The sequence below is a fragment of the Promicromonospora kroppenstedtii DSM 19349 genome (assembly GCF_000515355.1).
GTDB lineage: Bacteria > Actinomycetota > Actinomycetes > Actinomycetales > Cellulomonadaceae > Promicromonospora > Promicromonospora kroppenstedtii.
This window is the reverse complement of sequence record NZ_KI911759.1, coordinates 31,386-43,377: the sequence shown is the minus strand read 5'-3', so window position 1 is coordinate 43,377 and position 11,992 is coordinate 31,386. Positions and strand designations below refer to the sequence as shown.

The following is an 11,992-nucleotide window of genomic DNA, read 5'->3' as shown; positions in this document are numbered from 1 at the left end:
AACCACGGCACGGCCCAGCCCGTCGCGCGCGCCTCGACGGGCGCCACGCCCGGGGTCGCGCCGGCGACGTCGGGCAGCTGGGCGACGAGCACGATGTCGGCGCTCATCCAGAAGAGGGGCGTGACGCCGTCGACCGGGACGGAGACCGGCCAGGTCTCGCCGGGCAGCAGCTCCGGCAGGCCGTCGCCCGCTCCGCCTGCGGCGAGCCAGCCGAACGGCCCGGCGACGGTCACGTCCTGGTTCGCGGCGAGCCGCACGTTGCCGTCGTTGCGGACCGTGTAGGTGACGGTCGCGTCGCCGGACCCGAACAGATCGAGGGTCTGGTGGTATTCGACGTGCGCGTCGGTGACGGTCAGGCTCGGTTCGAGGTCGCCCGCGACCCGCAGGTACACACGGATGCCGGAGCGGGTCTCGTAGTCGAGCCCCGCCTCGTCGGCGGTCACGGTGCGCGAGGTAAGGACCGCCCCGGCGTAGTCGCCGGGCATGGCGTCGTCGGGCACGCGGAGGGTGAAGGGGACGTCGGCACTCTCGCCGGGTTCGAGACGCACCTGGCCGACGCCGGGCTCGAGCCAGGCACCGACGTTCACGGAGCCCGTCTCGCCGGCACCCGTCTCGCCGGCACCAGAGCCTTCGTCGCCCCGCGTCAGGACGTCGAGCTGGCCCGCGGTCGTCGTGTAGCCGTCGGCGGCGTACACGTCGAGGCTCAGCGTGCCTTCGCCGTGGTTGGTGACCACGAGCTCGTCGGACACCGTCGATCCGGGGTCGACCGTGTAGCGGAAGTTCTCCCGGTCGGCCCCGTGGTCGTTGGTCGCGGTACGCACGCCCCAGGTCACGTCGTCCGTGGGTGGCGCGGCAGGAGCGACAGGAGCAGCAGTCGTGGTAGCAGGAACGGCAGCACGGGCGACAGCGGCAGCCGGTCCGGCGACCGCAGTCCCGAGGGTGACGGCGAGGGCCGCCAGGGCCGCAGAGGTCCGGACGGCCGCAGAGATCCGGATGGCAGCGGAGGTCCGGACGGCGGCGCGGGCCGCGAACCGGGCCCTGACGGAACGTCGTGCGTTCACGCGGATGACGGGCATGGAGCTTCCTTCGGTGGTGCAGGACGACGGGGTACCACGGGAGACAACAAGCCCGGACGGGCGACGCCCCTCATGAGGACGCCGCCCGCCCGGATCGGGTCAGCTCAGCGCGGTCAGCGTGAGCGTGGCCCGGTAGGTCCCGTCGGTGACGTCGACGGGGATCTTCAGGTCGAGGTCGGCGCCGAAGAGCGCCGAGCCCGTGGTGTGGCCGGCCCCGGCGCGGCCGAGGGTCGCGGACTGCGACAGACCCGGTCCGCCGTTCAGCCCGGTCGCGACGGGTGCGCCGGCGACGGAGCCGCCGCCCGCCTCGATCACGTCGGGCGTCCAGCCGAGGTACTTGCCGGAGAACGACTGGTCCTTGGCGGTGAAGTCACCCACCTGGGCCGAGAGCGACCACTGCGGGCCGCCGCGGCGGGTGTCGGTCACCCGGATCGGGTTGATCGCGCCCTCGGCGGCGTAGTGGTCGCCGGCGGCCTCGGCGGTGCCGAGGTCGACCAGCGTGTTGGCGCCGTCGATGCTCCAGACGAACTCGCCCGGGGCGCCCTGGGGCACCACGACCTGCAGCTTCTGCGTGTTCGGGTCGACAGGCTTCGCGATGGTCACCTGGTCCACGACCGAGTTCACGGGGCGGTCGGCGTCCTTGGCCTCGGAGCGGATGGTCCGCACCGAGATGGCGTCGTCGGACACCTCGACGGCCGTGTAGTTGCGCACGTTCTCCTGGTTGAAGGCGGAGAGCCACCAGGAGCCGGCCGCGTTGGCCGAGTAGTACTTCGAGCCGGACGCCGAGTTGGCCGTCACGTACAGCACGCCACCGGGACCCGGGGTGAGGATGTCGGCGCCCGCCTCCTCGGCCGGGTCGGCCTTCTCGCCGTTGCGGATCAGGTACGAGCGCGCGTAGGTGTGGTCGTGGCCCTGGAGCACCAGGTCGATGCCGAGGTCGGAGAACAGCGTGGGCCACGTGTTGCGGCGGTCGATCACGTCGCTGTCGGTGGCGTGCGGGCCCACCGAGTAGATCGAGTGGTGGAAGGAGACGACCTTCCACCTGGCCTCGTCGCCGTGCTCGGCCACGACGTCGCGCACGAAGCGCTCGTGCGACGCGTAGTCGCGGCTGTTGGAGTTGAGGTTGAGGAAGAGCACGTCGTTGTAGACGAACCAGTAGTCGCCGCCCGAGCTGGTGCCCGAGCCGGGGCCGGCCGTCTCGTCGAGATTCGGGGTGTTGAAGTGCTGGCGGTACGCCTTGTTGCCGACGTCGTGGTTGCCGTTGTTGGCCACGAACGGGATCTGACGCAGGTGGTCCGTCGACAGGAAGGACTCGTACTGCGCCTCGCTGCTCGCGGACTCGACCTGGTCGCCGGCCGAGAAGAGCATCTCGGCGTCCGGATAGGCGGCGGTCGCGACGTCGAGCGTGTCGGCCCAGCCCTCCGTGTCGCGCTGCACGTTGCCCGACGAGCCGAGCTGCGGGTCGCCGAAGAACAGGAAGTCGAAGTCGCCGTCGAAGGCTTGCGTGCGGAACGTGTACACGGCTGACCAGGCACCCTCGGTACCCACCCCGCCCTCGGCGCCCTCCCGGCCCGCCGTACCGACCCGGTAGGAGTACGCGGTGTTCTCCTCCAGGCCGGTGAACGTCGCGTGGCGGTAGAACTCACCGCTCGACGACGGCCCGCCGGTGGCGGCCACGCTGATCGCGTCGTCCGGGAAGACACCGCCCACTACCTCGCCCGCGGGGGCGATCTGGGCCACCTGCTCGGTGTCCTGGTCGGAGTACCACGCGAGGTTGCGCTCCGCCTGGTTCGCCCCGATGCCGAGCACGAGGTCGGTCACCGTGGTGGTGGGCTCCTCCTCGGGCGTCTCGACGGGCACCAGCGACGCGAGGTCGAGGTAGACGTCGGAGCTGCTCGCCCGGTCGTTGTACAGGCCGACGGCCAGCGTGTTCACGCCGGCCTGCAGGACGTCGGCCGGCACGCTGAACTTCTGGTTCACCGGGTTGCCGGCGCTGGCGCCGGCGTAGGTGAGGTTCTTCTGCGCGTCGGGGACGGCCTCGACGCGCTCGTCGACGAAGCCGGCCACCTTGATGCCGTTGACGAACACCTGCACGGCGTCGTCGAACGTGATGTCGCCGCGCAGCGAGACGATGTCGGCGAGCTGGTCGGCCGTGACGTCGAACGTGGTGCGCAGGTGGTAGGTCGGGATCGCGACCTTGATCGACGCCGTCGGGTCGACGTAGTGGTCGAGCACCGTGGTCACGGGGAAGCCCGAGCCGAGGTCCGGCGTCGCCGAGCCGTTCTTGGCGCCGAACGGCCCGGTGGCGCGCTTCCAGGCCGAGTCGTCGAACCCGGCGTAGGTCCAGGTGAGCCGGTCGGCGTCGCCCGCGGCCGGGTCGGTGTTGTCGTCCGAGTACGTCCAGGTGGTCGTGTCACCCAGGAACGTCTCGGGCAGGTCGGCCGCGCCCGCCGACGTCGCCGCGTACGTCAGGCCACCGGCGACGACGGAGACGAGCCCCACCGCCGCGACGGCTGAACGACCCCAGCGGCGCGGACGCGCAGCCAGGACGTGGTCATTCGCTTGCATGAGTCCTCCAGTGAAGGGAGCGCCGAGCGGCGCCGGACCGACACTTGCCCCGGCAGACGAATCGGTCCCGACGGCGGGGTGAGCGGCAGGTGAACAAGCGGCGTGACGTGGGGTGATCTTTCAGCCCAGGCCCAGCAGCCGCTGCACGAACCAGAACAGCCCGACCAGCGCGACCCCGGAGGCGACGACGACGCCGGTCCACAGCGCGACGCGCGGGGCCCGGCGCCGTAGCAGGACCAGCAGCGGGAAGACGACGGCGATGATCCCGAGCTGCACCACCTCGATCCCGACGTTGAACACGAGGAGGGACCACAGCAGAGTCCAGGAGAACGGCTCGTCGATGCCGAGCGCCCCGGCGAACCCGAGGCCGTGCACCAGGCCGAAGGCGAAGACGGTACCGAGGCGGAACCAGTCGGCACGATCCAGCCCAGCACGATCCAGGCCAGCACGATCCAGCCGAGCGCGATCCAGCCGAGCACGGGCCGGCTCCAGCGCCCCCTCCAGCCCCTGCGGACCCCACACACCCCGCCGCCGCAGCCCCCACACGTGCCAGGCCGCCACCACGGCGATCGAGAGCGCGATGACCGGCTCGACCACGAGACCCGGGGCACTGACGACGCCGAGGGCGGCCAGCATGAACGTCACCGAGTGCGCCAGCGTGAACGACGTCGCCGCGAGCACCACGTCGCGCAGCCGCCGGGAGCCCACGATGAGCGCGAGCAGGAACAGCAGGTGGTCCGGACCGAGCAGCAGGTGCTCCGCGCCCAGCGCGAAGAAGTGGCCCATGCGCTCGTTCCAGTGCTCGACGGTCGAGAAGGACGGCGTATGCTGGGTGAGCGCCGCGCTGCCCGTGGCGCCGTCGAGCTCGTAGTCGAGGATCGTCGTCGTGCCGGTCACGTAGCCCTCGTCGTCGCCGAAGAGGGTGCTGCGCACCTCGTGGTCGACGGGCTCGCCGGCCCCGCCGGCAGTGCCGGGCTCGGAGACGGAGCACGCGTGGTCCAGCACCAGCACCGCGTACGGCACGCCGTCCCGCTCGGAGATCTCGAAACCCCCGACCTGCGTGGGCGTGCACACGGCGCCGTCGGCCGTCACCTCGAACCGGTCGGTCACGTAGCCGAGCACCGTGTCGGAGTGGGCCGCGAGCGCCGTCGGCTCCTCGCCGGTCTCCCAGACGGCCATGCCTTCGTCGAAGAAGCCGCGGTCGTCCTGGTACTCGGCGGCGGAGACCACGAGCAGGTCGTACTCGAGGCCGAGCTCGGTGCGTACGACTCCGGGCTCGGGGGTGGACGCATCGGCGTAGACGGTGGAGGTGAAGCCGTGCGCGCCTGCCGGGGCGGCGAGGGCGGGCAGGACGAGGAACGAGAGGAGCGCGGCCGGCGTGGAGGCTGCCGCGACAGTCAGGGAGCGACGCACGCGCGGCACCATCCACCACCGGGATGAACGGTCCGCGAACGGCCGGCAGACACCAGACGGACACGGCGAACCGGGACCAGACACCCGGTCCCGGTTCGCCGTCACCTCACGCGCTACAGCGTCGGCACCAGCACCGTCATCAGCTCCCCGGACCCCAGGTGCACCAGCGCCTTGCCCGGCGTGACCTGCGTAGAGACCGCGGAGCGGGGCAGGCTCGCGCCGACGAGATCGCCGTCGAACCGGTCCTGCGGGCTGAGCAGCGCGCCCCGCCGGCTCTTCTTGACGTCGACCTGCCAGCCGGAGAACCCGCTGGCCACCTCGGAGGCGTCGCCGCCGAGGATCAGGCCGCGCCGGTTGTCCGCGGCCGTGCGCAGGTAGGCGCGCAGCCAGGTCTTGGCGGGGGCGTCGGCCACGAGCTCGCCGTCGTCCACGACCAGCACGACCGGCTCGCCGTCCGGGTCGAGGTGCGGCTTGAGATCCTCCTCGGTGATCTCCGTGCCGGTCAGGACGGCGCGCACGCCCTCGCGGCCCTCGAGGTCGCGCAGCATGCTGGGGCGCGGCGCGAGGATGACCACCTGGGTGCCGCCGCGCAGCAGCGACTCCGTCATGACGGTCAGCATGGTGGACCGGCCCGACTTGGCCGGGCCGCCCACCAGGAACGCGGGCGCGTCACCGGCCAGGTCCATGCCGAACGCGGTGAGGTCGTCGCCGCCGACGCCGAGCAGCGCCCACATCGGCTGCGCGGCCTCGGGGCCGACGTACTGGTAGGCGGCATCGACAGTGATCGTGGACGGCAGGTCGTCCACGCGGAACGGCCCGGTGCCGGGCACCACGTCCTCCCTCTCGCGGATCGCCGCCGCCATGACGCGGGCGGCACTGGTCTGGGCGCGGCCGGCCGGGTCGTCGCCGAGGATCGCGACCTGCACCTCCATCCCGCTGCCGGACCGGAAGGCGCGGCCGGGCTGGATCTCCTCGGGCAGCTTCTTGTGGTCGATGCCGACCATGCCGTAGTCGAACCGGTCGGTCAGGCGCAGCACGAGCGCGTCGTCGGTCAGCACGCTCATCCGGCTGGAGAGCAGGCTGCGGTCGCCGGCCACCATGAGGTGGATGCCGGCGCTCGCGCCGTCGCGCAGCAGCTCCTGGACGATCTCGACGAGCTTGCCGCTGTCGACCTCGCCGTAGGTGCTCATGAAGCTCTCCCACCGGTCGATCAGCACGAGCACGCGCGGCAGGCGGGTGTCCGGCTCGGCGAGCTCGCGCTGCTCGGTGACGCTGGCGAAGTTGCCGGCGGCGAGCACCTGCTGACGCCGGCCGAGCTCGGCCTGCAGCCGGGTGAGCAGCCGCTTGGCACGTTCGGCCTGCCCGCGCTGCACGACGGCGCCGGTGTGCGGCAGCTCGTTGAGGACGGTGAGCGCGCCGTTGCCGCAGTCGATCGCGTAGAGGTGCAGGTCGGCCACGGACATCCCGGAGGCCGCGGCGAACGCGCTGGTGCGCAGCGTCGTCGACCGGCCGCTGCCCGGGGCGCCCACCACGTAGCGGTGCCCGAACTCGTCGAGGTCGATGACGGCAGGCCCCTGGCGCTGGTCGGACGGCGAGTCCTCCACCGCCCAGGCGAACTGGGACTGCGCGCTCGGCTGCACGACGTCCGCGAACGGGAGCAGATCCGGCAGGGCGGGGAGCCACGGCCGACGCGGGTCGGCCCAGCCGCCGAGGCGTGCGGTCTCGCGCAGCGTCTCGACCAGGGCAGCGAGGTCGGTCTCGACGTCCTCCTGCCGCTTCACGCGCGGGCGCGCGGGTGCGGGGGCGCCGAGGTCGGCCACGGGGATCCGGGCCACGAACGGCGCCTCGACCTGCCCGGCGTCGGACAGCGACAGACGCCGTCCGCCCACGCGGGCCGACTGGAACGGGACCAGGGACGAGTGCCCGAGGCGCGCGTAGGCGCGGCCGGGCTGCGTCTTGGCGATCTCCGCGGCCTCGTTCGCGTCGATGACGTCCTTGGACTCGCTCTTGTCCGTCATGCGCAGGGCGATGCGCAGGTTCGTGTTGGCGCGGATCTCCGGGGAGATGACGCCGGACGGGCGCTGCGTGGCCAGGATCAGGTGGATGCCGAGCGAGCGGCCTCGCTGGGCGATGTTGACCAGGCCGGTGACGAAGTCGGGCAGCTCGCGCACCATGGAGGCGAACTCGTCGATGACGATCATCAGGCGCGGCAGCGTGGGACCCACGTACCCGCGGCCCTGGGCGTCGAGGTAGTCCTCCAGGTCCTTCGCGCCGGCGGCGGCCAGCACGTGCTCCCGGAAGGTGAGCTCGGCGCGCAGCGAGTCGAGCGCGCGCTCCACGAGGTGCGTGTCGAGGTCCGTGACCATGCCGACCGTGTGCGGCAGCTGCTCGCACTGGCTGAACGCCGCGCCGCCCTTGTAGTCGACGAGCACGAAGTTCATGGTCTCGGGCGTGTTCACCACGGCGAGCGAGGCGACCACGGTCTGGAGGAACTCGGACTTGCCGGAACCGGTGGTGCCGCCCACCAGGGCGTGCGGCCCGTCGCGCACCATGTCGAGCACGAACGGCCCGTCCAGGGAGACGCCGACGACGGCGGCCGTGCTGCCCTTGCCGGTGGAAGAGATCATCCGCCACCGGGCGACCATCTGGTCGGCGCCGACCTCCTCGATGTCGAGCACCTCCACGAGGCGCGCCGAGTCGGGGATCAGGCCCTCGCCCTCGCTCGCGGTGACGTCGTGCACGGCCGCGACGGCGCGCGCCACGGGCTCGTACCAGTCGTCGTTCACCTCGTCGACCAGGATGGTGCGCAGGTCGTCGGCGTCCTGCCGGCGCAGCGTCATGCCGCCGTCCACGCGGGCGAGCGCCACGACCGTGCACTCCTCCGGCAGCATCTGCTCGTCGCCGTCCAGGCAGACGACGCTCACGCCCACGCCGGGACCGTCCCGCAGGATCGAGACCACGCCGGGCAGTGCGCGCAGGCGCCGGGCGCCGTCGAGCACGACGACGACCTGCGGGCCCGACATGACCTTGCCGCTCACGCCCTCCATCGCGGCGCGGCGCTGCGTGATCAGCGAGTTCACCTCGGCGACGCGGGCCGCCAGCGTGTCCGTCGTCGTGCCGATCAGGGCGACGGCCTCCTGCCCGAACGCCGGGCGGACGTGCGGCAGCCAGGCCGCCCAGGCCCACTCCTGCACGTGCTCGGAGCTGGTCAGCACGTAGACCTGCACGTCGCGAGGGCTCTGCAGCACCCCGAGCTGGCCCACCATCCACCGCGCCCGACGACGCGGCCAGTCCCCCGGACCCGCGAGGCCGACGACGCCGGCCTCCTTCAGCGGCACCGTGACCGGCACGGACCGCACGGTCGCGCGGGTCTTGCGGCGGTGCTCCGGCTCGGCGCTGTCCTCGACCTCGACGCGGCTGGTCGCGTCCGCGAGCCCGAGGCGCACCGTGAGGTGGTCGCTGTCGGTGCTGCGGCGCTCCCACAGACGGCGGGTCGGCGTCGTGGCGATCAGCCGCAGCTCGGCGGCGCCCGGGCTGGAGACCCGGCGCCGGTGCTGCTCGCGACGCACCGCCTCCAGGACCTCCTCCTCCAGCGCCGCCCGCTCCTCGGCGTGCAGCTTGAGGCGCTCCTTGTGCGTGATCGTGCCGTTGCGCTTGGACATCCACCAGTTGCCCCAGCCCATCAGCGGCGAGGCCAGGGCGAACATCAGGTAGAACGGCGACTGGAACACGATCGCCATCACGACGCCCAGCACCGCGGGCATCGCCATGCCGAGCCACGGCAGCGGGTTCCGTGCGGGCGCCACCGGCTCGCTCGGCAGCCGGAAGTGCGTGGGCGGCATCGGCGGCAGCAGCCGCGGCGGCCGGTTGTAGTCCAGGTGCCCGGGCTCGGTAGCGGGCCGCAGGTCGGCGTCGGGCCGCGTGGCCGGCTGCACCGTGAGCACGCTCGGGCCGATCCGGAGCTGGGTGCCCGCGGGCCACGGCTCCTCGTCCTCGCCCAGCGGGTCCTCGGACCGGTCCAGGTGCACCTGCCGGCCGGCCGAACGCGGGTCCGGTACACGCCGCACCCGCACCGCTCCGTCCAGCCCGACGACGACGGCGATCGCCGCCAGCCCACCCTCGCGCGGCTCGTCCACGCGGACGCGACCGTCCGGGCCCACCTGGAGGATCGACTCGCCCACGCCGAGCCGGGCCACGGCCCCGGTGCCCGTGCCGCCCGTGACGCACAGGTCGACCGGGCCGCCCGAGACGCCGTTGCCGGCGTCGGGCTCACCGAACGTGACGACGGCGCCGTCCCGGATCCCCGAGTCGGCGACGAGCAGCTCGGCGCTGCCGGCGAGCGCGTCCCGCAGCTGGCCGTTCAGACCGCCGGCGCCGCCGGTGCCGCCTATGCCATGGACAGACCGGTCCTGCACCCCGTGCCCGTGCACGGCGCGGCCGTCCACGTACATCGTGCTGCCGCGCGGAGCGCCCAGCTCGGCGGCCAGCCGCTCGGCCAGGTCCGCCGCCTTGGTGCGCTCGTCCAGGTCCAGGGACAGGAGCGTCTCGCGCGCTCCGTGGCGCGCGGTGATCAGAGCGTGCATGTCATTCGCCTCCCCGCCGCACGGCGGTCTGCTCGTCGAAGCGCACGTCGGGCAGGAACCCGCTGCGCAGCCAGCCGTCGTCGCCGGCGGTGAACCGCCACTTCGCCGACGGCGACTGGCCCAGGACGATCACCACCCAGGTGAACTCCGGGCTCGCGAACCTGGCCGCGAGCAGGTCCTGCTGCGCCGTCGACGGCGCCTGCGAGAGGACCAGCACGCCGCCGTCGCCGACCTCGAGCTCCGGCAGCACCTGTTCGATACCGGACAGGTGCTCCACCTGCTCGGGCCGCGGCAGGCCGTTGCCCACCATCACCACGCGCGGGTCGTCCGACCACGGGTTGCCCGTCAGCTCGCCCAGCCAGCGGCGCAGCACCTCGTGCCGCACCCGGGTGGGGCCGTCCAGGCTGATCACACCGCGGGCCACGGAGAAGTCGACCAGCACACGGCCCGTCTCCCCCATACCGAGGTTGACCAGGCGGGCGAACCGGTTGGTCGGGCTCTCCGACGCCGCGCCCGACTGCAGCTTGGCCAGCGGCGCGGACCAGCTCTGCCCGTCCTCGCTCACCTGCCAGGGCTCCGGGGCCGGCGAGGCCGGGTTGGTCAGGCGTAGCCGCATCGAGCTGCCCTCGATGAACACCCCGGTCGTGCCGGGCACCTCCAGGCCGTCACGCTCGCAGGCCGCCATCAGCACCCGCAGCGCGCGATCGACCGTCCACGCCGCCGACGTGTCGGTGCGCAGCAGGCTGTCGTCGAACGGCTCGGCCTGCTTGCGGCGCTTCAGAAGCCACGCGACCAGCAGGCCCAGAAGCCCGATCACCAGTACCCCACCGGCGACCGGGAGGATCACCGGCCACGGCACCACCACGGCCGCCCGCTCAGCGGTCCCGGCCACCTCGTCGGTCGGCGTCGGGCTCGGCTCGAGCGAGGGCGCGGCCGACGGCGACGGGGACGGGCCCTCGTACCCCGGCAGCGGGCCGAACTTCAGGCCCTTGCCCTGCGCATCCTTCGGCATCCGCAGCACCCAGCCGGGCGTCAGCGTCCTCGGGTCGGTGAGGTACTCGCCGTCGGGCTGGCGGTGCCCCTCGGTCAGCGCGGCGATCTCCGGCCAGCGCTCCCGGTCGCCCAGGAACCGCTCGGAGATGTCGTTGAGCTTCTCGAACGTGCCGTCCGGCGTCTCCCGCACCACGTAGTACAGGACCGAACCGGGGGGTCCGCTGCGGCTCGGCACCGGGGTCGGCGTCGGCGTGGGCGTGGGCGTGGGCGAGACCACGGCCCTGGGCGTGACGCTCACCTGGGGCTTCGGCTTCGGCTTGGTCGGGGTGGGCGTCGGCGTGGGCTCCGGCGCGCCGTAGACGCGCATCTCCCAGATCGAGTTGCCCGCCGTGCCGCTGCGCGCCCCGGAGTACATGCGCACGTACCGGGCCTCGCCGAGGATGTTCATGACGTCGTTGCCGCCGTCACCGGCGCCCACCCAGTGCGTCTCCCAGGACTCGCCGTCGGTCGACAGCTCGATCCGGTAGTCCGTGGCGTAGGAGACCTCCCAGTCGATCTCGACCCGGTTGACGGTCGTGACCCGTCCCAGGTCGATCCGGAGCCACTGTGGGTCGCTGAAGGCGCTCGACCACCGCGTGTTCGGGTTGCCGTCCACGGCCTGGCGTGCGGGGAACTCGGGCTTCTCCAGGGACGACGCCACAGCGGGCCGGCCCTGCGAGATCAGCACGGGATCCTCCTGCGCCTGCGCCGGGGCGGGCCCGGCGAGCGTGAGGAGCAGGGCGGTGACCAGAGCCGCCGCCAGGGAGAGCCGGGTGGCCCTCATCGGTTGTTCACTCACCGGCCCGTCGCACCGCCGTCTGCTCCGTGTAGCGGACGTCGGGCAGGAACCCGCTGCGCAGCCAGCCGTCGTCGCCCGCCATGATGCGCCACTTGGCCGACGTCGACTCGCCGAGCACGATGACCACCCAGCTGAACCGCGGGTCGGAGAACCGGGCCGCGAGCAGGTCCTGTTGCGCCACGGACGGGGCCTGGGACAGCACGAGCACACCGCCGGCGCCGACCTCCAGCTCGGGGATGACCTGCTCGATCGCCGTCAGGTGCTCGACCTGCTCCGGCTGCGGCAGGCCGTTGCCGACCATGACCACGCGCGGGTCGTTCGACCACGGGTTGCCCGTCAGCTCGCCCAGCCAGCGGCGCAGCACCTCGTGCCGCGCGCGGGTGGGGCCGTCCAGGCTGATGACGCCGCGGGCGCGGGCGAAGTCCACCAGCACGCGGCCGGTCTCGGCCACACCGATCGTGACCAGGCGCGAGAAGCGCGCGGTCGAGGCCTCGCTCGCGGGGGCGGCCTGCAGGCGCGCC

The 11,992-nt window shown here is 72.9% G+C and carries 5 protein-coding genes and 1 pseudogene; all 6 read right to left on the bottom strand.

What is annotated here, in order from left to right:
* On the bottom strand, positions 1–821 hold an 821-nt coding region (locus PROKR_RS26870), incomplete at its 3' end, for a COG1470 family protein (RefSeq protein ID WP_245605985.1).
* Between the two features lie 354 nt (positions 822–1,175).
* The gene (locus tag PROKR_RS26865) at positions 1,176–3,644 is read right to left on the bottom strand and encodes a purple acid phosphatase family protein (RefSeq protein WP_245605984.1); all 2,469 of its coding nucleotides are present in this window, start codon (positions 3,642–3,644) and stop codon (positions 1,176–1,178) included.
* A gap of 120 nt (positions 3,645–3,764) precedes the next feature.
* Positions 3,765–5,057: a HupE/UreJ family protein gene (locus PROKR_RS26860; RefSeq protein ID WP_245605983.1), complete on the bottom strand. Its 1,293-nt coding sequence runs from the start codon at positions 5,055–5,057 to the stop codon at positions 3,765–3,767.
* Between the two features lie 113 nt (positions 5,058–5,170).
* A complete protein-coding gene (locus PROKR_RS26855) occupies positions 5,171–9,640 on the bottom strand; it encodes an FtsK/SpoIIIE domain-containing protein (protein WP_051433408.1) in 4,470 nt (1,489 codons plus the stop codon).
* 1 nt (position 9,641) lies between these two features.
* Positions 9,642–11,456: a discoidin domain-containing protein gene (locus tag PROKR_RS37925; RefSeq protein ID WP_051433407.1), complete on the bottom strand. Its 1,815-nt coding sequence runs from the start codon at positions 11,454–11,456 to the stop codon at positions 9,642–9,644.
* A 7-nt stretch (positions 11,457–11,463) separates the two neighbouring features.
* Positions 11,464–11,992: pseudogene (locus PROKR_RS26845) on the bottom strand (hypothetical protein); the annotation flags it as partial.

What these genes read in the sequence shown, in the direction of transcription:
- PROKR_RS37925 (WP_051433407.1), bottom strand. Translation starts at nt 11,456, where the DNA reads ATGAGGGCCACCCGGCTCTCCCTGGCGGCGGCTCTGGTCACCGCCCTG.
- PROKR_RS26855 (WP_051433408.1), bottom strand. Translation starts at nt 9,640, where the DNA reads ATGCACGCTCTGATCACCGCGCGCCACGGAGCGCGCGAGACGCTCCTG.
- PROKR_RS26865 (WP_245605984.1), bottom strand. Translation starts at nt 3,644, where the DNA reads ATGCAAGCGAATGACCACGTCCTGGCTGCGCGTCCGCGCCGCTGGGGT.